The sequence below is a fragment of the Paenibacillus sp. FSL H8-0260 genome (assembly GCF_045040625.1).
GTDB lineage: Bacteria > Bacillota > Bacilli > Paenibacillales > Paenibacillaceae > Paenibacillus_AQ > Paenibacillus_AQ odorifer.
This window is the reverse complement of record NZ_CP150298.1, coordinates 2,994,151-3,016,273: the sequence shown is the minus strand read 5'-3', so window position 1 is coordinate 3,016,273 and position 22,123 is coordinate 2,994,151. Positions and strand designations below refer to the sequence as shown.

The following is a 22,123-nucleotide window of genomic DNA, read 5'->3' as shown; positions in this document are numbered from 1 at the left end:
TTCAAAGCGCATAATTAACCAGATTTATGATTTTGCTAGGCTACAACCCCAACTTATTTCCCTTTTCCAGCCGCACAATCTGCTGTTCTCCATTATCTGCCAGCTCTCTGAACTGATTAATGGTTTCACGCATTTTGGGGAGAGCTTCCTGCTTATAAGTACTGATGGAATCGAGAGCGGATAGCACATCTGTAAAAGCTTGCTTTAATGTATCCACTGAAATACTTGATTCTAACGACTGTTTATGGATTTCCGCCCCTTGGTTTTTCAACATTTTTGAGGTACCGCTGATCAGGCTATCGGTGGTTTGATTTAAAAGTTCGATCTTTTTCAAAACAATTCGTTGATTATACAGCGCACTAGCTACCGTAACCGATATTTTCAAGGCAGACACGGTAACATTTCTAGCTCTGTCCACCCCTCTGATCAGCTCTTTATTATTTCGAATAACCACCTCTATGGCCATAATTCCTTGTTGATTCACTACAAGCATCTGTTGCAAATCCATGACACGCTGCCGCAACGGAAAAAGCACTTCTTCTGTAATGAACCGAACTTTCTCCTCATCCTCATCACGCAGCTTAGCCGCTTCCAGTTGCGTCTCTATTTCCTGATCCATCAGCATGCCGAGCTGAATTTCTTTTTGCAGCTTTTTTGTAAGTTCCCGAAGTGCCTGTTGCTCAAATTCCAGCGTAGTATTATCGTTCTTCAAAACAGTCTTACCCTTGTCTAAAGAAATTATAATATCTGAAATGACAGCATCCGCCTTTTGATATTTAGCAAAATAACTACGTAATGGATTAAAGAACTTCCCAAGAAAACCCGTCTTGGCAAAATCTACTGCACTGGGATCCAAATCCTTCAGCTGGAGATTAAGCTCCGTCAAACCTTTTGCTACTTGGCCGCCTTCATCCCCTGTCTTTGATAAATTCCCCACTGAAACCTGCAACAGGGAGTTTTTGTCCGAAGAGGATCTCATCGTTTCCATACCGAAGCTATCAATGGATTGCAGCACCGCTTTCCGCTTATCCAGTGACTCTAAATTCAGATCCAGAATGGCGGAGACATTGTTTACTGCCAGTGCTTTCAGTTGTGATACTTCCTCAGGCTCAGGTTTGACCTGCTCTTCAATTACTGATTTCAGCTTTTCCTGACTTACGACTTCCATAGTAAACGACATAGAACCCCTCCTATAAAAAATAGCTTACATTTGAACATTGAGCAGGTTGCCGATTTTATAGACTACATCATCTGTATCTGCATTGATGTTGGCCGCTTCATTTATACTCGAAATACTCTCAAGCGCCTTGATATTCGCATTGTAGCCAATCGTGTAAATCGGGATTTTGTAGGTCTCAATAAGACCTCTGATATCATTCAAGGAATGCCCTTCATTGGTCTCTCCATCACTTAATACAAAGATCAACGGCTTCAAATCCGGATTTAGCTGTAATTCCGTTTGAAGCATATGGATGGCTACCGCGATCCCGTCAAAAGTAGCCGTCCCCCCATTTGCTTGAAGACTATCAATCGCACCAACAAACATGGACTGCTGGTTCGTGTCATATTTTCCAATTGGAAGATTGATTGTAACGTTATCAGAGTAAGAGACAAAACCAATGCTGTTATCCTTGCCCAAGTACTTCTGGCCTGTTAATAAAGATTGCTTTAAGCGGTTCAAGGGTTCCCCGTTCATACTTCCTGAGACATCTGCCACAAATACTGCGGCGATAGGTTTATTGCCATTTTTCTTCTCTTTCCACAGCTTCTGAGCTGAGGATATGAGACTGCCATCCACTGTACTAAGCTCTGATTGGTAATCATTAAGACCATTGAAGCCTTTTTTCTCACCCAGCTCCTGGTATTTATCCTGTTCAACAAACTCAGCAAACTTCTTAATAATATCGAGTTTTTCCTGAGGAAGATCACCCAAAGCATAAAGCGGGCTGTCATGTCTTACACCAAAAGGAGTGAATACATACCCCCCTTTCAAATCTGTTGCATTCATAAAGATCTGGTATTCTAAGACAAAAGCATCAAGCTTACCGGTTTTTGCAGCCTCTCGCATCTGTAAAGTGGTTGAGGCAATAAAGGGAACATTTGCTTGGAATTTCTCAAAGCCCTGCACCGCTTGCTCTCCAAGTAAGTCTGAACCGCCAAACGTCCCAAGCGCTGTTACCAGAAAGTTTAAACCCGTAGAACTGGCAAAAGGGTCGGTATAGCCCATTGATAATTCATTATTTGCTATGGCATCTGTAACCGTCTTGACGTTTAAAGAACCGTATTTCTCTATTAGTTCATCATATTTCGCCTTACTGGTAACAATACCAGCTACATTACCTACAAGACGTTTAGTGATTAGCTGAGTGTTCATCCCGTTTGCTTTTACCATTTCGCCCCACAGCTCATTTGAAGGGGTAAAGGCATCTGGCACATACTTCCCAGATCTTATGTAATCTGTCGCTGTACCTGAAGCAATATTACGGATTTTCACAGAAACATGACTCCCGTTCACCTCAATATTAGAGTTGTTAAAATCTGTAGCAACTTCATTTAGCCAACCATCATTACCCGTTCCTGATTTCTCTGTAGAAGAAAATATCTCTACAAAGCTATCTGTTGTATTGTCTACGGATACAGGAAACTTTGAGATATCTGGTAGTGAATCCCCAATCGCGACAGGGTCCAGATCAATCTGGCCTTTGATTTGCTCAGCAGTGGTCACGTTTATGTTCTTATATAGCTTCTCAAGCTGCTTCCCCGCATCTTCGGAAGAAATCTGGGTTTTGGTTTTTCCTATATTAGAAGTCAAGGTGATTCCAAAATACACGAGAGCAAAAACTACCACCGTAATGATCCCTAAAACTGCTACTGTTTTTCCTTTATTAGCCATACACATCTCCCCTTCATTGCTTATAGAATTTCGTCTGCTTGATCAGCTCATCGATTTCCTTCATACAAGGCATCTCTTCAACATCTGTATAATCTGTACTGTCAAGTAGCGATATTTCCAGCAGCAGCTTATCCAGCTTCAGCAGAATCTCTTCATTTGCCCCAAGATACCCTGTTACGTAGGCTAAATATTCATTGTACAAAGCTGTCTTTTTTTGCACCAGTTTATCTGAGAACTGCGAGGGTCTATGCTGGCTGGAGAAAAGGGTGAACTCTGAGGCATCAAATACACTGAGTTTATTCAGAATCCCTCGAATGTTCAGGTAAAAAAGCTTTGCTACTTCATAACTGACTGCATTAAATTTTTTGAAGCTAAGTTCAGTGGATTCGAATCTCTGACCTAAAACATCTAACAAGGTACTTCTCTTCTTTTCCATCCGGGATATCTGATCTAGAGCAAGCGCAATGTCTTTTTTCAGCACTTTGACATTTTTGTATTGAGTAAGCGCGGCTATATAATCCTCATAAGATTTCAGTGTTTTCACAGCAGGGATAGATGAAGGTTTAAACAATAAAATATAACTTCCATAAAGAACAACAAGTAGACTAACAAACAACAATGTCACACCTAAAGCTATTTCAAATACACTGGTTCCTCCGATTTCCACCCCTAATAAACCTGGTGACAACACGATAATGTTCAGTAGTACCACACCGAGAATAAGTCCCAACAGCTTTATGGCTCTAACCCCGTTCATCACAACCACCTCCTGCATCCAGTCACTTCTATTGTATGGAGCAATTTCTGTTATTACGTCTCTTCATTTGCTATATGCTAAAAAAATAAGGAATTAATCAACAAAAAAACCTTAACAGGCAATAAGCCCATTAAGGTTAACGATCCCTATTTTATACCCACGCATCATTTGAATACCCGCGTTGCTCCCAATATCCCGTATGATCGCCTTCGATCAGCTCAATCCGGTTCAGCCACTTCACAGACTTGTATGCGTACATCTTCGGAACGATTAACCGTACAGGACCGCCGAGATCGCTAGGAATCGGCTTTCCATCATGCATTACCGCGACCAGCACATCATCCATGTCGGCTTGTTCCAATGTGAGCGTATCCGTGTATACACCATCACCCGAATAGAATTTCACAGTCTTAGCTGTGGGCTTCACACCGGCCTGACTCAAAAGATCTTTTAGCTTGATTCCTTCCCAGGTATTCTTATAGACTGACCAGCCCGTCACGCAGTGAAAATCACTCACCTGAACGGTCCGCTTAAGTTTTACGAACTGTTCCCAGTTCCACTTGAAATTCTGCTCCACAAGCCCATCTATCGTAAAAGACCAATTGTTGTTCGTAAACTCTGGAATCGGAGTGACTGTGTAAACACGGAATTGTCCTTGCGCCCCTCCTCCGAGAGGGGGTGAGGATGCCGCCAGTGGCTGGGGTGCAGGCAACAACTGATTACGATCACTTTCGATCAGCTTATCAATTGTTTCGCTGCCCCCAATATTTCCAATTGAACTGCCGAGCCATTTTATAAACGATGGACCTATAGTGACCGCAAGCCCAACACCAATCGATCCGCGTATGAAAGCTCTACGTGTATAAACCGGCTGCGGGGGTTCCCGATGATTCGAAGGGCTGCCTGTCTCAATGCCGCTTTTCACTATCCGCCGGCTCGGTTCTTTAAGCCATTTTACCCGAGTCAAAGAATGATAAATAATATAAGGAAGGCCTATCCAGGTCAATAAGTCATGGACGATCAGAGCAACGTTCGATACATGTGGACCCACCACGCGGAATTGCCAGAGTAGCACTCCTGAAACGAACCAGCCGAGCAGCAATGAAAGTACAACGATTACATTAAAACGTTGCCAAGGCCGCTCCTTCAGTTGTTTCCAATGTTTCCCTGCCAGCAGCAAATAATAAATAACCGGAATAATCGAAGCGACACCGACCACGATATGAAGCCCTTTGATCCATACTCTGCCTTCCCCTAAGAAGCCACGCCAGAAGCCACCTACAAGCACAAGTCCTGTGAGTGTGAGCAACACAACCAGCCAGCCATTCCAGGTATGAAGCGCCCGAAGCTTTTTCCCGTATCCCTTTCGCAGCCGAGCCAGTAAAGGATTCATTACCTTTCCTCCTCTTCACTATGTATGCTCTAGTAGCTCTTTCCTGATTCTACTCTAATAATGTTAGAAAAGACTTTGAAGCAGCTGTAAGAGGAACTCCACGCAGGGTAGCAATTCCTATGTTACGTTCTGGCAAAGGTGGGTCCAGAGGAATCTCGACAAGCTCACCTTTCTTCAATTCTTCGGTTACGTAATCACGAATAACAAAAGCAAGGCCAAAACCACGTTTCGCAAACTGAACAAGCAAATCCACACTTCCCAGTTCAAATTCAGGTGTAATCGTCAGATGATTAGAAGCTAAAAACTGATCCATATACTTTCTGGTGCTGCCACCCGCTTCTAAGCATAACAACGGATACTGCTGAATGTCTGCAAGCGGCATGGTCTTGTCCGCCAAATGACGAAAACCTTTGCCCCCTACCAGGCAATCTTGAAGCTGAGTACTTTTGCGAAAATCAATCTGTTTATCAGATGTCGGCAAGCTGACGATACCAAAATCAATTTTCCCTTCTTTTAAAAGCGTAAGTGTTTCTGGTGTCGTACGATTCGTAATATGAATGCGGATATTGGGAAATTGTTCATGAAATTGCTCCAAAAAAGGTAACAGATAATATTTGCATAAGGTGTCACTTGCTCCGATATGAATCTCGCCGCTGTTCAGATTGTTCATATCTGCGATCGCTCTTTCGCCCATGTCTACATGATGAAAGGCTTGCTCAATAAAGCTAAGCAGTACTTTTCCTTCTGTTGTTAGATCGACCCCGCGAGAAGTGCGAAAAAATAACGGGCCGCCCATTTTTTCTTCCAATTGTTTAATCGTGTGACTTACTGCCGGTTGTGTAATATTGAGTCGTTCTGCCGCAGCAGTTAAACTCCCAGTATTCGCTACCCAATAAAAAGAGCGATACCACTCCAAATTAATGTCCATCCCCACGTCATTACTCCACCTTATAATAGATATAACTTATATCAATTTTTCTAATGATTTAACTAGCATTATACTTAGTCCTGTAGCCAAAAACAAGCTTGGGAGGCGAAAACGCGTGACCGTAATTGCAATTGTAGGAGCAAACTGGGGCGACGAAGGAAAAGGAAAAATGACGGATGTGCTAGCTGCACAATCTTCCTTTGTCGTTCGTTTTCAAGGTGGTAGTAATGCTGGGCATACCATCATAAACCAATATGGAAAATTTTCATTGCATATGCTGCCATCTGGGGTATTTTATCCTTCCGTTACAAACATTATTGGACCCGGAACAGCACTTGATACAGAAGTATTAATAAAAGAATTGAAAGCTTTAACGGATAGAGGTGTGCCAAAGCCTAGATTATTCGTATCCGAACGGGCGCAAATCGTGCTTCCAATCCATCGTTTGTTTGATGAACTAGAAGAGGAACGTCTGGGATCTCAAGGATTCGGTTCAACAAAACGGGGAATCGCACCATTTTACGCAGATAAATATGCAAAGCTAGGCATACAGGCAGCGGATTTATTTGATACCGCCCGACTTGAGAAACGTCTTGAACAATTACTCGCTTCCAAAAATATTTTACTTGAGCATTTATATAAGAAAGCGCCGATCCAAATCTCGGAATTAATGATTCAGCTGCAAGAAGAAGCTGCACAGCTAGCGCCTTATGTAGCCAATACAACAGACTTGCTGCAAGAGGCTTATGCTAAGGGAGAGACTATCTTACTTGAAGGTCAGCTTGGGGCTCTGCGTGATCCTGATCACGGTATTTATCCTTACTCCACCTCCTCTTCAACACTTGCCGGGTTTGCACCTGTCGGTGCCGGTCTTCCTGCAGCAGCTATCACGAATGTCATCGCTGTGACCAAGGCCTATTCCAGTTGTGTCGGCGCTGGACCTTTTGTTACGGAATTAGAAGGGCCCGTTGCGGATGAACTTCGTACAAGAGGTGGCGATGCCGGGGAATTCGGGGCTACGACTGGCCGTCCTAGACGTATGGGCTGGTTTGATGCTGTAGCTACTCGTTACGGTTGCCAAATGCAGGGTGCCACTGAAGTCGTGTTGACTAATCTTGACGTGCTTGGTTATTTGGATGAGATTCCAGTTTGTGTGGCTTATGAGCTTGAAAATGGAGAGATCACCGACAAGTTCCCGGCTACGAATAAACTGAACTCTGCAAAACCGATATTCACGCATTTATCTGGCTGGAACTGCGATATCTCTCAGATCACCGACTTCGAAGATCTGCCAGAACAAGCTAAGCTTTACATTGATTTTATTGAAACCTCTATTGGCACGCGTATTACTACGATTTCCGTGGGTCCTAGACGCGAACAGGTCATTAATCGGATAACGAAATAATCATATACGTACTAAATCTCTGTAAAATTTAAAAGAAGCGCCTCTCTTATTAGAGAAGTGCTTCTTTGTTTTATTCATGAGAAGGGCTGCCTCATACGTAGAAAATTCCACTTTTGAGACAGCCTCTTTTTGTGTACTCTTTTTAAATCAACACGGCATCCACTTTCGTCTGTGGAGCCTTGTCACAGCGTTTACAGACCTTAACGACTGCTCCATCCGTTTTTTTCTTGGGATAAAGCAGCTTAATACGGGTGTTCTGACAGATTGGACAAGTCCCCCTGCCCCTTGATGGTAAATTCCAAAGTGCATGTCCACGTTTTGACTTTGCCATGAATAAACCCCTCATTTCGGCCAACAATAGTCAACACTTTAATTCTGAAAGTGCTTCTCCAAAATGATATGTCGCAAAGACAGGCTCTATGACTAAAGTAACGCAGAAATTAGGAAGTATTAATTCGTATAAATCATGGAGACAACACCGTTCGTAAAGGTAACATAGTTATAATTACCATACTGCCAGGTCTCCACTTGAATGCCACTACCTGATAATGTGGATTTACTTATAGGCTTACCCCAACTAAACTCCACTTGTTGCTTGGTCATCCCAGTAGCAACTATGCTCTTTTTAATCTTACTCCAAATCGCATCCGACCACTTATAGGTCTTAAATGGATCCGTTGTTAAGAAATATTCTTTATTTCCTAATGTACGGATCAACTCATCCCCCGACATTGTATAAGAGTTAAGAATTTGCCCCGTTGATAAAACCTTAAATGAAATGGCGAATTCACCTTCATAATCAGGTAGAATATCTACAATAGTGACTTTTTGGAACTTATAATCGGAGTCGAATTGATTGAGCCAATATGTTTTTCCAATGAACTTAACGAGGTTTCCTTGTTCTTCTTTCTTAAAAATCTGCGCAGTTTGTTTCGTATAGGCGAACAACTCTGCTTTGCCGAAGTAGATCTCCATCGTCTGATAATTTCCATCCCAAATTAACTCTGCTGACAGTGCAGTCTTTAAAAGCGTGGCAGGAAAAACTGTAGATCCGTCGATCTTTTGCACTTTACCACTCATTTTGACCTTCGCACCATTCACCATTGCAATATCGCTTCCGAGTTGAAGCTGTATTGGCAAATCTCCTAGGCGAATGCTAAAGATTTTAGTTGCTGTATTAACTTGGACTGTTGCTCCCAACGTTTGAAAAACCGATTGAACCGGCAAATACATTGTTCCATTAACAAATGCACCTTGATCAATATCATGGTCCGCACTGATCGAAACTTTTATTGTTTTGGTATCTGATCCTGAAATGACCGTTACGTTCGTTTCTCCTACCGCTAAGGCTTTCATTGTGCCATCGGCTTGCTTTTGCAGCAAATAAGGTTTTTCAATTACGACATTTGCTTGAGCTAATGGAACGCGTTCGGATATGCCATCGACATCTTTAGCATAGATTTGTACCGGAACATTGTCCCCAACAGTGATTTCGGTAGCATCCATCTGAAAAATCAAATCTTCAACCTGCGGATTGCCTTCATTGTATGATGACGAAACTGAACTGGCACTCCGTAAAATACTACCTTGATCGTAATCGACGTTACGCGAATCTGCCGCCTTCACTGTATGTATTGGACCCAACATAGATACTGCTAACGCTGCAGTGATGCTCCATTTAATAGCTTTCATTTCCCTTACATCCCCCTCTAAATATATAAACCTTAATTACTGTATCACAATTCCACAATTTTACTAGAGAAAAATTTACAGAAATATTTTTTTGTATTTCTAGTGAATTTACTCCGTGATAATTACAGAGTCTTCCATTATAATCATGGATTAGGAGGTATTAACTCATGGAAATAATAGCCGACAGATTGATATTAAGAGATTATACAAGCAATGATTTTTCTTTTTATGAAGAACTGGAACTTAATCCTTTGTCTCACAAATATGAAAACACCGCACCAGATGCAAAACAAATTAAAGAGAACTTCCTTTCGATTCTGACTCAGACTACCAGCGATCCGCGTGAGCATTATGATCTAGCAGTATGTACAAAGCAAAATAGAACCCCCATAGGCAACGTAAGTATAAAGTTAAATTGGGAAGAGATCAGAGAGTGGGAGGTTGGCTGGGTCCTACTGCCGGAATACTGGAAAATGGGCTATGCGACAGAAGCCGTCAAAACACTGATAGGCTACGCCTTTAGCTCTCTTAATGCCCATAGAGTCGTTGCCTATGCCAATGCAGAGAATCTTCAATCTGAAAAAGTTATGATTAGAGCAGGAATGATTAGGGATGGAATCCTCAGAGAGACTAGGTTTTGCAATCAACAATGGTGTGACGAACTCATTTACTCTGCTTTGGAACAGGAGGCTACATTAAATTGACAACAATCAAAGTTTTAAATGAAGGTTATGTAAGATTAGTAGATCATATGGGCTCAGATTTAACGGTTGCTAACGCTGCGCGTGTTTCTTATGCAAAACAATCTTTTGAGCTTAGTGATCGGGATATTAAACTAATAAAATTCCTTGCCCGTGAAGGACATACCTCTCCTTTCCGCCATGCCATCACTCAATTTGAGGTTTATGCCCCATTAATGGTTGCGAGACAGTGGTGGAAATACGTAGTCGGTTCTGCTCATTACGAAGGTACTGGAGATAGCTTGGAAGCCTGGAACGAATCCAGCCGAAGATACATAACAGAAGAACCCGTTTTTTATCAACCTGCTGCGGGAGAATGGAGATCCAAACCAGAGAATTCCAAACAAGGCAGTGGTGACATCATTGCATGGGAGCTTGGTGAAAAATACACCCGTGAGCTTCAAGAATACACCGAGTTAGGATTATCTAAGTATGAAGCAGCTTTAGCAGATGGCATATGTGCTGAACAAGCAAGACTGTTTCTACCCGCTTATGGATTATTCGTTCGTTGGTACTGGACAGCTTCAGTTCAATCTGTAGCTCATTTTTTAAATCAAAGACTGGAGCATGACGCTCAGAAAGAAATTCAGGAGTATGCAAAAGCAATTTTATCGCTGATTGAGCCACTATTCCCTGTCTCTTTTGATCAGCTGCTGACAACCGGCTCTGTAGATTAATTTATTTCCTTATATAAAAAAGAGCCGCCAAACCCTTGGCGGCTTTTCCCTTTTTACACTACCAACCCTCGTATAACTTCAAACTCGTCCCTACTGACTTCAACGAACCCGAGTGATGTATATAAATTCGTAGCACGTTCGTTCTCGATCCGATGGCCAATAACGATTTTGTCGCAAGGATGTTCTGCTTTAATATAACGAATTAAGGTATCCATACCCGTTCTGCCTAAACCCCTGTTCTGATATTTCTGGTCAATCATAAAAGCCATAATCCAATAACTTCCATCCTCAGGATCTACGCTATACACAGAGAAACCTACCAATTCTTCATCTGCGTATAAAGCGAGCGGGGTCATACCACAATAAGCTGCTTCTGCTAACCAATAGACCACCGGTACAGGAAAAATAGCCTTTTGCTCATCCGATACTTCTAATTGAGTACAAGCGTACCAGTTTTTTTCAGTAATATCCTTCAGCACTATATGTGGTTGAAAGCCGGTTCGTAATCGGTCACAAACTCTTTCTAATTTCAGTTTAAGTTGTTTCGCCCAATCCGGGAAAATAGAATCATCCGTATTCTCCATACACCGAAGTAATCTAGCAAAACTGTATAAGTCTGCAAATCTTTGAAATTCAGGTATCAACTTCATATACTCATCATCTAGCTGCTTAACCGATCTATATCCATTAATAAAATGGTCAATGTTTCTTCTACTCTCATTATCATCCGATTCCGTCAGGTCTCTTAACGCCGATGTAATATCCATCGCAAACCAGTGATACATAGAGTCATCAAAATCGATGGCACTGTAGCGGGATTCTTCTTGCATATAAAAGATATTATCCATCTCAAAATCATAATGTATGAGCCCAGTATGCCCCACTCCAAAAGGAAGCTCTGATAGCCAAGCTTCAATCCGCTCATATTCCTTAAGCGCCTTATGCTCCTCAGGATGCCTGCTCAATACGGAATAAATAAAATTCAATGAATCGACCCAGCTTTTGCGATAAGGTGTGCTCGGTGCATAGGTTTCCGAAAAATTATGCAGACGTGCAAGCGATTGGCCCCATTGATAAAAATGAGGTTCCTTCATCTCATCAAGTGAAACATATTCACCCTGGGCCTGTTCAAAAACTACCCCGTGATATCGCCCGTGATCCGTTAACAACGTCTCAATCCAATTACCAGACTTAGAACGCACAGGAGCGACGGTCTCATAACCTTGTTCTAATAAATACATCATAAAATCCAGCTCTGCCTGGATATTGTCTGCAGAATTATCCTCTTCATGAGTAAACCTTAAATAAAAGCGTTTACCATTCCACTGAAAGGTATAAATAAAATTGCTGCTGGCCCTTACCATCTTTAAGGTTCCAGGCTCATGATTCCAATACTTAATCATCTCTTTAGCAGGAAGATCGTTCTCCGTTCCCCGCACCATGTTCATTAAAGTCATCATTGTCCGATAGTGCCTCCTGCTTCATGACGGATTTAATTTTGGGTTCCCCCATTAACATTATCGGTAAATTATTCTATTAAATCAAGGGAATTTGATAGGCTCTATTATTTCTGAAAAAAGAAAAGTGTTCAGCTTAAACTTCAGTTTGTCATACTTGATTTCAAACTCAGCATGATCTCCGATAGCATGAGAAATCTGCACACTTATCCCCAGCGTATTCTCCGTCAAGTACCACCTTATATCCACTTCACTAGTATCTGCGTGCTGAAGTGAAGTCAACAATTCCTCATCTGATCTTTCAGTAAGAATATTCTTTTGCTCAATAATATCGGATTGAGTTTCGCTTTGCTTCAGCTCCTTCAAGTTAAACAAAGATCTGGCGCTTTCACCAATCGTTTCCCAGTTGAATTTCTCCCCCAGTACTGTTGTCCAACCTTGGGACTGCCCGATGGAGATTTGCAAATGAAGTTCCCATTTAGGCTCCATCTTAGCCGTCCAATAGGAGGACAGGACGTAAATCACTTCATCATTTGCCAAAATCACCGAATGAATGGAACCTTTGATTGCGGTCTCCGCTAAATGCACTCCTTTTTGGGAAAAAATATCAACAACGGAGTAGCTTTCAATCGAGTTATCCATTAAGCGACTTTGAATAACGTTGCCGCATCGGCCGAGAATTGGCTGAGTTATTGCAAAACCTTTAGTTTCCGCTTTCCATAGCTGTTCACCGTCTCGCGTTAAACAAATGAATTCCCCACCGGTCAAATTTACGTATAAATTACCGTCTGCGCCCAGGGAAGGGCTGGTGTTAACGTAACTTTCCTCCGGTTGGTATATCCATTTCACTTCGCCATCCGGAGCAATGGCATATAACTGGCTAGAAAGACACCCATACATAACCCCATCCTGATCTATGACAGGGGGACGGTGCCCTTCTCCTTGACCCATCCGTTTCTCCCACAACAACTCTCCATCAGGACTAAAAGCATAAAGTTTGGAATTCACATTTTGACCAATATATATGATTCCTTCACGGGAAATAACCGGATCGCACCAAAATATGGACGAGCACTTGTAAACCCATCTTATGGTTCCATCCGCATCAAAAGCATAGAGTCTCCCAATAATTTGTGACTCATCTTCATATGTACACAGGTAAATATGCCCTTCGCTGTTTACCACCGGCCTGCCATACGGCACACCATCCACTGCGGTCTTCCAATTTATCCGGCCGTTTTCGTCAACCGAAATGAGCTGATTATCTCGAATGCTATTGGTCGCAACCAAAATGGAGGCTGGGCTGATCAGCAGGGGAGACATAAGGGATGCCTTAGTCTCCAATAGCAGCTCCACAGTGTCAGATTCAAAGCAAACCCGAAACAGTTTGCCGTATTGATGATTAAGCTCGAAATCACCCTGCCCCACAGCTAAAATGGCTCTCCCTTGTTCATCCACTGTAAACGAGCTTAATCCATATGAAAAATCCGGCCGCCCCGAGTCAACAACTCGCTTCAAAACTGAAAGCGATGTTGGAGCTCTGAATCGGGATTGTCTGGTCCAATTAGCCTCAATGGGATGAATGGCTAATGGACGATAGCTGCCTTGTTGAAAACTGCCTATTCCTTCGTTGTTTTTATAATCGACCATATTTTTCCCATCCTTTGTTATATAAGTTAAGGGATACAAACTGGAAAATTTGTATCCCTTAAGCCTAATTAAAATCTTAGCTAGGCTGGTTTGGTCAAACAAGTTATCCGAGCCGGACCAGTTAAGGTCGAATTTCCCCGAGTCTTTGGACACATTGAATTCGTCGTAGCGATATCGTGTGATATGCTCACATTAATGAATCATCATCAAAAATTCAACGTAAAAAGCGAAAAACTGCTTCCCATAACATCGGTTAGATGTGTTGATGGTTGAACGAAGGGTTTATTCGGCATTGGGTACTGGGGTGGGCTATAACTAATAAAAGAAACCACATGAGTATTATTCACATGTGGTTCTAACTAAATTATTTTAAAAATTAATCAATCCCAAAATCACACTAATCAATCTTCAATAGCTCAATTACACCGGATCTCAGGAGAATCTGAGGAATGGAATAAATGTATTCTATACAGTTATTTCGTAGGCAAATGCAATCATTTTGACTTTAGCTGCATTTTATACAACTAAAAACACGAGAAGCCACCACTAAGGCTGTAAATCAAGAATATAGCTGTACAAAATACACTTATACCCATCGGCTGGAGGGATTCGAGAAATATAGTTGTACGATGTACAATTAAACTCGCTTCTACGTATTGCTCCATGGCTTTCTATACAGATAGATGGTGAATAGCCCCTTATAGCTCTGCTCTCTTTACTTTATCGGGACTATACTCCCACATCTGCAGCCCCGCACCGATCATTCCGCATAAATTACCATAATAGGCTGCTTCAATACGAACATTTTCCAGCATCGATGGCATTACTCTGCCCTTTACTTCCCTTCTAATGCCTTCAAACAAAAGTTTGCCTGCTTCAGCAACTCCACCGCCAATGACGATGACTTTAGGGTTAAAAATATGGATTAATGAAGCAATCGCGGATCCGAGCGCAGCAATCGTGTCTTCCATTAACGCTGTAGCCAGAGAGTCACCTGCCCGCCATCTCGCTATCACTTCCCGTGAGTCTACGTTCTCTGGGGACTGGTTATGTAATAAAAGCTTGTCGCGCATGCGACGTGCGATACTTGTGCCTGAAGCATACTGCTCCAAGCAGCCTGTTCCACCACAAACGCATGCAGGTCCTTTGAAATCTACGGACATATGACCTAACTCTCCAGCCCCACCCCAAGAACCATGGACAAGATGGCCGTCTACGACTATCGCTCCACCCACGCCCGTACCAAGGGCAAGACAGATAAAATCTTTTACCTCTTTGCCTGAACCTAAATATTTCTCTGTTATTGCTAATACATTCACGTCATTATCAACGATTACCGGAAGTTGAAACTGTGTTTGAAGCAAATCCTTCAAAGCTGTGCCAGCATAGCCAGGAATAAGCTCCGAAGCGGAGCGGACACGCCCCGCCTCCCAATCCATTTGCCCTGCTGATCCTACGCCAATTCCTTGGAGCTGAATTCCCGCTTGTTGTGCTGTTATTTCATCCATTAATGTCTGAATAGCTAGTATAATACGATCCATTGTTTTCGTCTGTCCAGTCAATGTGCTTAGGCTTACAGTATGTAAAACGTCCCCTTGTGAAGAGACGAGTCCGGCATTAATTTTCGTGCCGCCAATATCTACTCCGATCGCATATTCTATATGAGGATCATACCCTTCCATCGCGGACTCACCTCCGTCAGTCATTGAAATTGCTCACGGCCTTAACATATCTCGAAGTGATCAATTGTGGCCTAGTAATTGCACTTCCTACAACAACATAGGATGCCCCCGCATTCTTAGCTTTTGCTGCGTCTTCCGGTGTCCATATCCGTCCTTCCGCAACAACAGGAATGTTCACTAATTTGCTTAATTCTTGAATTAAGACAAGGTCCGGTCCTTCCTGCTGTGTACTGTATGGGGTGTAGCCTGAAAGCGTGGTGCCGATGAAATCCACACCTAATTTCTCAGCGGCAAGCCCTTCCTCAAATGTCGAAATATCCGCCATAACCAGCACACCTCTCAGATGTGCATATTCTATTAATGGCTTTACTGACTCTAAGCGTTCTTCCCGATTCGTTACATCAAGCGCAATAATCTCTGCTTTTGCAGAAACAATCGCCTTCACTTCATCTAAGGTTGGTGTTATAAATATGGCTGATCCGGGAATATCCCGTTTAATAAGTCCAATGACCGGTACATTTACTTCTTTTTTGATAGCTACAATATCTGGAACACCATTTGTCCGGATTCCTATAGCTCCTGATTGAACCGCTGCTCTTGCCATTTTAGCCATTGTATCCCCACCATGAAGCGGCTCATGCTCAAGTGCCTGACAGGAAACAATCAGACCTTTCACCGGAAAGATATCACTTATTCGAGTCATTATTAACTCTATCCCTTCGCTTCAAGAATATAATCTAATATTCTATTGTTCAGAGCTTCCACCCGCTCCTGATCGGAATCCTTAATCGGTAAAAGCGGCATTCTTGGCTGACCTGTTTCAAATCCGCGCACACTAAGGATCGCTTTACACGCACCATATAATGAAGGAAAGGATAGCAATTCAACAATGAGATCATTGATGATAAACTGCCATTTCTGCGCCTCAGCCATCTCTCCTTGCACATAACATTGTTCCACTTTTAGGAATAACTCGGGCATCACCCCATAAGTTCCACCAATCCCGCCATCTGCCCCAATACTGCGGCCCGCCAAATACTGCTCATCTGGTCCATTTAAGACTAGAAAATTCTTCCCGCCTGCGGCTTTAAATTGCTGAAGCTCAAACGTGCTCTCCGCCGAAATTTTCACCCCGATTACTTTATCCTGAGCTGCCATCTTAATCAGCAAGCTTTTCGATAATTGAAAGCCTGTAGTTTGCGGGATGTGATAGATAATAAATGGAAGCGCCGTACTATCAATAATCGCCTGCCAATGACTTTCAACACTGTCCGGTGACAGACGATAATAGATCGCTGGAACAGCCGATACGGCATGTGCGCCAACTTTCTCAGCATGGATAGCTAGTTCAACACTGTCTCTTGTAGATGGAGCACCCACGTGAGTAATGATTGTAAGCTCTTTTCCAACCTCTGCTATAACTGCCTCGAGCATTTGTTTGCGTTCTTCTACAGATTGCAGCATACCTTCGCCAGAGCTTCCGCCAACATAAAGACCTTTTACTCCCGTAGAAGCATAATGACGAGCTAATTTTCGGGCTGCTTCTTTATCGATTTCCCTCTCAGCATCATAACTGGAGTACATAGCAATAATAATGCCTTTAAAGGATTCAAGATCATATGATTTCATAAATTACAGCCTCCATCGTTTAATTCATTACTATTAATTTTCGTTGTTATAGGAACAATTAGCCTTTTACAGCCCCCATAGTAATCCCTTGGGTAAAGGCTTTTTGGAACATTAGAAAAATTGCAATCATAGGAATAGAGGCTAACGCAGCACCCGCCATAAGCAATCCATAGTTTGTTGTGAATTCACCCCGAAGAGTCGCTACCCCAAGTGGTAATGTCATCATTGAAGTCGATCTGGTCATGATCAGCTGACTGAAATAATCATTCCAAGAAGTGATGAAGGTAAAGATTGCCAGTGCCCCTATTGCAGGCTTTAACAAAGGTAAAATGATGGTTCCGAACAAACGAATCTCAGAACTGCCATCTATTTTGGCTGCTTCAATTAATTCTCCTGGAATCGTCTGCGCGAACTGCTTCATTAGGAAGACTCCAAATGGCCAGCCAATCGCCGGTAAAATAAGCCCTTTATACGTGTTGACCCACCCAAAATCTGCAAGCATCGTAAACAGCGGGACAAGAATAACTTGCTTAGGCAATGCCATAGCGGCAACAAACATCGTAAAGATAATCCCTCGGCCAGGAAAAGACTTTTTGGCAAGCACATATCCAGCACAGGAAGAAACGATACAAATCGCTGCCATTTCACAAAAAGCAATGATGAAACTGTTAAACATCCAGCGCTCAACGGGATTCTTAAATAACTCGGTCCAGTTTTGCAGAGTCGGCTTAGCCGGAAACCATTCCGGGGGGATCGTTGTTGCCACAGTCTGAAGCTTAAATGCCCCTGAAACCACCCAATAAAAAGGGAAGATAAAAAACAACGTTGCTAGAATCAACAGGATGGTCGCTAATATTTTTGGAATCGTCAATTCTTTTTTCCATTTGCTTACTTTCTTAGATTGGCCAATAGGTGCTCTCAGTTCTAACGGATTCGTAGAATTCATGATGTCCCCTCCTTAATACTCAACATCACTGCCAAAGTATTTGAATTGAATGATAGAAATGATCCCGATCACAATCGCAAGGATGACACCCATCGCCGAGGCATATCCAAAATGACCGAGCATAAAGGCTTGTTCGTAAACGCCATACATAACAGTCGATGTGCTATACACAGGTCCACCCGAGGTGAGCAACTGAATTAGTGCAAAACATTGAAAGGTGTTGATCGTGGTAATCACGATAATATATAAGTTCGTTGGCATTAGCATTGGCCATAATATTTTCCTGAAAATCTGCCAAGGCGTCGCTCGATCAATCTCAGCTGCTTCTATGTAAGAAGTAGGAATGTTCCCAATAGATGCCACATATAAAATGATCGGCTGCCCTACAGAGGTCGTTATCAGAACCACGATAATAGCAAGCAGTGCAGTCCTCGTATCTCCTAACCAGGATATAGGCTCCATTCCCAAAAAGCTGGTCAAATAATTTAGAATCCCATAGTTCGGATGATAGATCCAGCCCCAAACGACTGTGATGCTTACGACCGAGGATACAGCCGGCAAATAGAACACTCCGCGGAAAAACGATCTGGCAAACTCTTTTTTCTTATAAATATTCATAGAGATAAATAACGAGAAAATAATAACGATGGGTACGGTGATGAGTACAAGCAATAATGTATTTCCCATCGACTTCCTGAAGTTATCATCTTTTATTAAGGAGATATAATTATCGAGGCCAATAAAGCTGAAATCTCTCAAGGAGTAATCAAAGAAACTAATATAGACCCCTTTCACCATCGGATAAGCTACAAAAAGCAGGAAAAACCCAAATGCCGGCACTAAAAAGAGATAACTCATCATCCAGTCACGAATCACATAACCTTTTATTTTGCGAACCGTTGTCCCCACAGTCCTTCCCCATTTCTTCGATGATTTAAAAAGAAAAGAGTGCTTCCCGCACTCTATTCTTTTGGACACCATTCACTTTTTTTATTTCATTGCAGCCTTTGCTTTCGTAATCGCTTCGTTTGCTTTTGCAGCAAAGCTGTCCAAAGCTTCTTTACCGGTTGCTCCTCCAGTTAAAGCACGTTGTAATTCAGGGAACCAGAAAGTACGAATATCAGCATATCCATCGGCAATGGTAGGTGCATCTGTTGTGAATTTACGAGCATACTCAGCGTATTTGTACTCTGCATCATCATAGAGGCCTGTAATCGAATTACGAACAGACAAACCACCTGTTTGAATCAAGTTTTTCTTCCCCCATACAGGATCATTAGCAATAAAATCAATCAGCTTCTTAGAAGCTGCAATCTTAGCTTCATCACCATTATTGAATACAGCCATACCGCCAAGGTAAGGTTCAAGCTTAGGTTCCGATCCATCTAAAGTTGGGAATGGAAGCAGAACATCTTCGAATTCAACCATTTTTTTAGATACGTTCTGAGCTTTAAGTACTGCAGAATAGTTGAGTGTAAAGGCTAATTTCCCTTGTAAAAATAAGTCGTTCACGTCAGCAGCCGCAAGGGAAGCCGCACCAGAAACGCTAAGTTTATCTTTTGTAGCTTGAACGATCCAATCCAACGCTTTCGCAGCATTATCAGTATTGATCGCGACTGCGGAATTATCTTCATTTAGAAATCTGGATACACCTAAGTTAGCAAGATATGCACGAGTTCCTTGATCTCCAGCCTGGCTCTTCGCGAAGAATCCGGTAGGAATAACATCAGGTGCTTTTTCTTTAACAGCTTCCAGCGCTTTCTTATATTCTTCAAACGTCCAAGTTCGGTCTTCCTTATCCAGAGGAAGCAAATCTAGCGCGCCAATCTTCTCAAAAACAGTCTTGTTTACCGCCATCATAAAAGGAGCTGTATTGATCGGATACATAAAGATCTCTTCGCCAACACTAGACTGTTTCCAAAAGGCTTCCGAAATATCATTTTTCACTTCATCGGTCACCATATCATTAAGAGGTGCTAATAAGTCCTTTTTACCCCAGTCAATAATCCGTCCAGGAGCATCATAAATTACATCAGGTGCGGTATTCGAAGCAATTGCCACATTCAGTTTTTCAGGGCCGCCTTCAAAGGTGATCATCTCAAGGTTGACTTTAATTTCCGGATTCTTCTCATTAAAAGCTGCAATGATTTCCTTCTCATATTTGCCAACTTCACCATCTAAAGCTTGAAAGCTCGGAAAATTCCACCATGTTATTTCTACTGGTTTAGCAGCAGTCTCAGTGGCCGCGGGCTCACTCTTATCAGTATTATTACTTGGTTCATTGGCGGAATTCGCTGTATTCGTATTTCCGCATGCAACTAACTGTGTACCTAAAAGTGCGACACCAACAATGCTCATTAGCCCTTTTTTCATTGCTCTCATGTGCTACCCCCTATTATTTTTGTGGAATAGAATGCTTTCTCATTCCTTGCGCTAATCATAAATCAATTATAAATTCAGGAGAATCCCACTCCTTTTACATTTAGGGTCGTATTCTGACCTATACCTTCTTTCAGCCCCTCTTCAATGTTATAATACATTACATATTTCACCTATAATTATTTTAATTTTTAGCTTATAACTTACATTTGATGATATCGTTGTTGAAAAATCCACTATAAATCTAGTCTTCCGGAGGGATTTCATGTACAAGCTTATGATTGTAGAGGATGAACCGTTAATACGGACGGGATTAAAACATTACTTTTCGTGGCAGGAGCTTGGTGTTCAGAGTATTGTTGAAGCGGAGAATGGAAAAGAAGGCGTCGCTACCGCACTACGTGAGCAGCCAGATTTAGTGATCACTGATATTCGCATGCCCGAAATGGATGGTCTTCAGATGATAGAAGAGCTTCGCCAATTCCTTCCTGATACTTTGTTTATTATTTTGACAGGATTTAATGATTTCGAATACGCTCAACGAGCCATCAAACTTGGGAGTGTGCATGCTTTTTTGCTCAAACCTCTGGAATATGAAGAAAGCCTAACCGTGATTCAAGAATGCATGAACAAGCTGCAACTTAAACAACAAGAACAAAGGAAACGTTCTACTCTGGAAGGCTCACAACTTATAAAGCTACTACTCGAAGAAGAACAACCTGCAATTGACACTAATTTGATCGCTGAATTATGTAATTTTAAAAGTAAACATTATCTGTATCTCCCTTTTGTTTTGGCAGGTTTCCCTATCAGAGAAACACCTTCACCATCCACAAGGTGGATGCGAGAACAGGCGACTAAGTTCATACATCTTGCAACGGAGGCCTATCTCCCGGCAAGTCTGCCACGATCTATTTTTACCTATGCTGCTAAATCCAAACTATACGGGCTAATAGTCATGGGATCACAGACTGCAACGAGCATTGTCCCTTTTGAGACCCAAGTACTTCCTGAACTCGATCAGTATTTGAACAAGCTTACGTTAGAACATCATCTTGCCCTTTATCTTGCCATAGGTACAGTGACGAACGAACTGTCTCAAATCACTTCATTACTTCACGAGTCTGAAAAGCTGTTATATCAACGCTTCTATCAGAATGAACGGAATATATTCCATATCTCTTCTATAAAGGCAGGCGCCACAGCTACTAAACCAATGCTTATTCAACTAGATGACAACGATAAGAAACGAATAATCTCCTGCATCGAAAATGCCAATAAACAAGAGATTCTACAATTAATGCAACGATTGGCACAAGATATTTTGCATAAAGCAGATGGCCCTTCACCTGATCTATGGCTTGCATATGTACAAGAAATCATAAGTGTCATTATCCGCTTCGCTAATAAAAACCACATTCATAGGGATGGTGTGTACAGCGATAAACTATTAAACCTTACTTTTGTTGAGGATTTTCACTCCCTTGAGGTCATGTTCGAGTGGCTGGGGAATTGGATGGTTCATCTGGGGAACATATATACCGAAGGTCTGACGGATAACCATCAGCAGGATGTGATTATCTTTGAACATATTAAATCCTTCATTAGAGCTAATATTGATCAAGATATTACTCTACAAATGGTAGCGGATCGCTTCTTCTATAACCCTTCTTATTTAAGCCGTCTGTTCAAAAGAAAACTCGATAAGAACTATATGCGATTTGTAACCGAAATCCGTATGGAATACGCGCAGGAATGCTTAAAAAAACCGGAAATTCTAGTGACCGATGTCTGCACAATGTGTGGTTACAAGAGCTATAAGCATTTCGTTAAAACGTTCCGGCTCTTCACCAACATGACCCCATCAGACTATAGAAAACAATCGGGGTGGTAAG

Annotated in this window: 19 protein-coding genes; 4 read left to right on the top strand and 15 right to left on the bottom strand. The window is 42.1% G+C overall.

Annotated features, from left to right (window positions below; all coding sequences use genetic code 11):
* Positions 1-40: 40 nt before the first annotated feature.
* The 5 genes from MHI51_RS13315 to MHI51_RS13295 all read right to left on the bottom strand — a co-directional run bounded on the left by MHI51_RS13315 (position 41) and on the right by MHI51_RS13295 (position 5,971).
* Complete coding sequence (locus MHI51_RS13315; RefSeq protein WP_076126025.1) at positions 41-1,180, bottom strand: toxic anion resistance protein; 1,140 nt, start codon at positions 1,178-1,180, stop codon at positions 41-43.
* A 24-nt stretch (positions 1,181-1,204) separates the two neighbouring features.
* Positions 1,205-2,893 (bottom strand): VWA domain-containing protein, encoded by a 1,689-nt coding sequence (locus MHI51_RS13310; protein ID WP_405173946.1) that lies wholly within the window; start codon positions 2,891-2,893, stop codon positions 1,205-1,207.
* A gap of 13 nt (positions 2,894-2,906) precedes the next feature.
* Positions 2,907-3,650: a hypothetical protein gene (locus tag MHI51_RS13305; RefSeq protein WP_076217794.1), complete on the bottom strand. Its 744-nt coding sequence runs from the start codon at positions 3,648-3,650 to the stop codon at positions 2,907-2,909.
* Positions 3,651-3,801: 151 nt separating this feature from the next.
* The gene (locus tag MHI51_RS13300; RefSeq protein ID WP_405173945.1) at positions 3,802-5,043 is read right to left on the bottom strand and encodes a molybdopterin-dependent oxidoreductase; all 1,242 of its coding nucleotides are present in this window, start codon (positions 5,041-5,043) and stop codon (positions 3,802-3,804) included.
* Positions 5,044-5,092: 49 nt separating this feature from the next.
* Entirely contained in the window at positions 5,093-5,971 is an 879-nt protein-coding gene (locus MHI51_RS13295; protein WP_036686616.1) for a LysR family transcriptional regulator, read from the bottom strand.
* A 115-nt stretch (positions 5,972-6,086) separates the two neighbouring features.
* Here MHI51_RS13295 and MHI51_RS13290 point away from each other — a divergent pair, with 115 nt between their 5' ends.
* Positions 6,087-7,376, top strand: a complete 1,290-nt coding sequence (locus tag MHI51_RS13290) for an adenylosuccinate synthase (RefSeq protein WP_076217796.1) — start codon at positions 6,087-6,089, stop codon at positions 7,374-7,376.
* A 142-nt stretch (positions 7,377-7,518) separates the two neighbouring features.
* Here the strand turns inward: MHI51_RS13290 and MHI51_RS13285 are convergent, their stop codons facing one another.
* Together MHI51_RS13285 and MHI51_RS13280 are read right to left on the bottom strand one after the other, a co-directional pair.
* The gene (locus MHI51_RS13285; protein ID WP_036686376.1) at positions 7,519-7,707 is read right to left on the bottom strand and encodes a hypothetical protein; all 189 of its coding nucleotides are present in this window, start codon (positions 7,705-7,707) and stop codon (positions 7,519-7,521) included.
* A gap of 119 nt (positions 7,708-7,826) precedes the next feature.
* Positions 7,827-9,068 (bottom strand): stalk domain-containing protein, encoded by a 1,242-nt coding sequence (locus MHI51_RS13280; protein ID WP_405173944.1) that lies wholly within the window; start codon positions 9,066-9,068, stop codon positions 7,827-7,829.
* Positions 9,069-9,235: 167 nt separating this feature from the next.
* On the opposite strand from MHI51_RS13280, the gene MHI51_RS13275 reads away from it, so the two are divergent.
* Positions 9,236-9,772: a GNAT family N-acetyltransferase gene (locus MHI51_RS13275; protein ID WP_076217798.1), complete on the top strand. Its 537-nt coding sequence runs from the start codon at positions 9,236-9,238 to the stop codon at positions 9,770-9,772.
* Positions 9,769-10,485, top strand: coding sequence for an FAD-dependent thymidylate synthase (gene thyX / locus MHI51_RS13270; protein ID WP_038570515.1), 717 nt, complete (start codon positions 9,769-9,771; stop codon positions 10,483-10,485). Before MHI51_RS13275 ends, thyX begins: the two co-directional genes overlap by 4 nt.
* A gap of 53 nt (positions 10,486-10,538) precedes the next feature.
* Here thyX and MHI51_RS13265 read toward each other — a convergent pair whose 3' ends face one another.
* From MHI51_RS13265 to MHI51_RS13230, 8 genes are all read right to left on the bottom strand, one after another.
* Positions 10,539-11,945 (bottom strand): GNAT family N-acetyltransferase, encoded by a 1,407-nt coding sequence (locus MHI51_RS13265; RefSeq protein ID WP_081387362.1) that lies wholly within the window; start codon positions 11,943-11,945, stop codon positions 10,539-10,541.
* Between the two features lie 81 nt (positions 11,946-12,026).
* Positions 12,027-13,592, bottom strand: a complete 1,566-nt coding sequence (locus MHI51_RS13260) for a PQQ-binding-like beta-propeller repeat protein (protein ID WP_405173943.1) — start codon at positions 13,590-13,592, stop codon at positions 12,027-12,029.
* Between the two features lie 698 nt (positions 13,593-14,290).
* Positions 14,291-15,274 carry an ROK family protein gene (locus MHI51_RS13255; protein ID WP_076219845.1) on the bottom strand — a complete coding sequence of 328 codons (984 nt, stop codon included), beginning with the start codon at positions 15,272-15,274 and terminating at the stop codon, positions 14,291-14,293.
* 16 nt (positions 15,275-15,290) lie between these two features.
* Positions 15,291-15,977 carry an N-acetylmannosamine-6-phosphate 2-epimerase gene (locus tag MHI51_RS13250; RefSeq protein ID WP_076219846.1) on the bottom strand — a complete coding sequence of 229 codons (687 nt, stop codon included), beginning with the start codon at positions 15,975-15,977 and terminating at the stop codon, positions 15,291-15,293.
* Positions 15,978-15,985: 8 nt separating this feature from the next.
* Complete coding sequence (locus tag MHI51_RS13245) at positions 15,986-16,903, bottom strand: dihydrodipicolinate synthase family protein (protein ID WP_076219847.1); 918 nt, start codon at positions 16,901-16,903, stop codon at positions 15,986-15,988.
* Between the two features lie 58 nt (positions 16,904-16,961).
* On the bottom strand, positions 16,962-17,849 hold the full coding sequence (locus tag MHI51_RS13240; RefSeq protein ID WP_051491452.1) for a carbohydrate ABC transporter permease: 888 nt from the start codon (positions 17,847-17,849) through the stop codon (positions 16,962-16,964).
* Positions 17,850-17,861: 12 nt separating this feature from the next.
* The gene (locus tag MHI51_RS13235) at positions 17,862-18,710 is read right to left on the bottom strand and encodes a carbohydrate ABC transporter permease (RefSeq protein WP_052097471.1); all 849 of its coding nucleotides are present in this window, start codon (positions 18,708-18,710) and stop codon (positions 17,862-17,864) included.
* 129 nt (positions 18,711-18,839) lie between these two features.
* Complete coding sequence (locus tag MHI51_RS13230) at positions 18,840-20,231, bottom strand: ABC transporter substrate-binding protein (RefSeq protein ID WP_076183515.1); 1,392 nt, start codon at positions 20,229-20,231, stop codon at positions 18,840-18,842.
* Between the two features lie 262 nt (positions 20,232-20,493).
* Between MHI51_RS13230 and MHI51_RS13225 the strand changes: the two genes are divergently transcribed.
* On the top strand, positions 20,494-22,122 hold the full coding sequence (locus tag MHI51_RS13225) for a response regulator (protein WP_076219848.1): 1,629 nt from the start codon (positions 20,494-20,496) through the stop codon (positions 22,120-22,122).
* The last annotated feature ends 1 nt before the right edge of the window (position 22,123 follow it).

Bases quoted from the DNA above. Each gene is read 5' to 3' on its own strand.
- MHI51_RS13275 (WP_076217798.1), top strand. From the start codon at position 9,236: ATGGAAATAATAGCCGACAGATTGATATTAAGAGATTATACAAGCAAT.
- MHI51_RS13245 (WP_076219847.1), bottom strand. From the start codon at position 16,903: ATGAAATCATATGATCTTGAATCCTTTAAAGGCATTATTATTGCTATG.
- MHI51_RS13285 (WP_036686376.1), bottom strand. From the start codon at position 7,707: ATGGCAAAGTCAAAACGTGGACATGCACTTTGGAATTTACCATCAAGG.
- MHI51_RS13230 (WP_076183515.1), bottom strand. From the start codon at position 20,231: ATGAGAGCAATGAAAAAAGGGCTAATGAGCATTGTTGGTGTCGCACTT.
- MHI51_RS13255 (WP_076219845.1), bottom strand. From the start codon at position 15,274: ATGGAAGGGTATGATCCTCATATAGAATATGCGATCGGAGTAGATATT.
- MHI51_RS13235 (WP_052097471.1), bottom strand. From the start codon at position 18,710: ATGATGAGTTATCTCTTTTTAGTGCCGGCATTTGGGTTTTTCCTGCTT.
- MHI51_RS13240 (WP_051491452.1), bottom strand. From the start codon at position 17,849: ATGAATTCTACGAATCCGTTAGAACTGAGAGCACCTATTGGCCAATCT.
- MHI51_RS13250 (WP_076219846.1), bottom strand. From the start codon at position 15,977: ATGACTCGAATAAGTGATATCTTTCCGGTGAAAGGTCTGATTGTTTCC.
- MHI51_RS13225 (WP_076219848.1), top strand. From the start codon at position 20,494: ATGTACAAGCTTATGATTGTAGAGGATGAACCGTTAATACGGACGGGA.
- MHI51_RS13300 (WP_405173945.1), bottom strand. From the start codon at position 5,043: ATGAATCCTTTACTGGCTCGGCTGCGAAAGGGATACGGGAAAAAGCTT.
- MHI51_RS13265 (WP_081387362.1), bottom strand. From the start codon at position 11,945: ATGATGACTTTAATGAACATGGTGCGGGGAACGGAGAACGATCTTCCT.
- MHI51_RS13315 (WP_076126025.1), bottom strand. From the start codon at position 1,180: ATGTCGTTTACTATGGAAGTCGTAAGTCAGGAAAAGCTGAAATCAGTA.
- MHI51_RS13305 (WP_076217794.1), bottom strand. From the start codon at position 3,650: ATGAACGGGGTTAGAGCCATAAAGCTGTTGGGACTTATTCTCGGTGTG.
- MHI51_RS13310 (WP_405173946.1), bottom strand. From the start codon at position 2,893: ATGGCTAATAAAGGAAAAACAGTAGCAGTTTTAGGGATCATTACGGTG.
- MHI51_RS13260 (WP_405173943.1), bottom strand. From the start codon at position 13,592: ATGGTCGATTATAAAAACAACGAAGGAATAGGCAGTTTTCAACAAGGC.
- MHI51_RS13295 (WP_036686616.1), bottom strand. From the start codon at position 5,971: ATGGACATTAATTTGGAGTGGTATCGCTCTTTTTATTGGGTAGCGAAT.
- MHI51_RS13280 (WP_405173944.1), bottom strand. From the start codon at position 9,068: ATGAAAGCTATTAAATGGAGCATCACTGCAGCGTTAGCAGTATCTATG.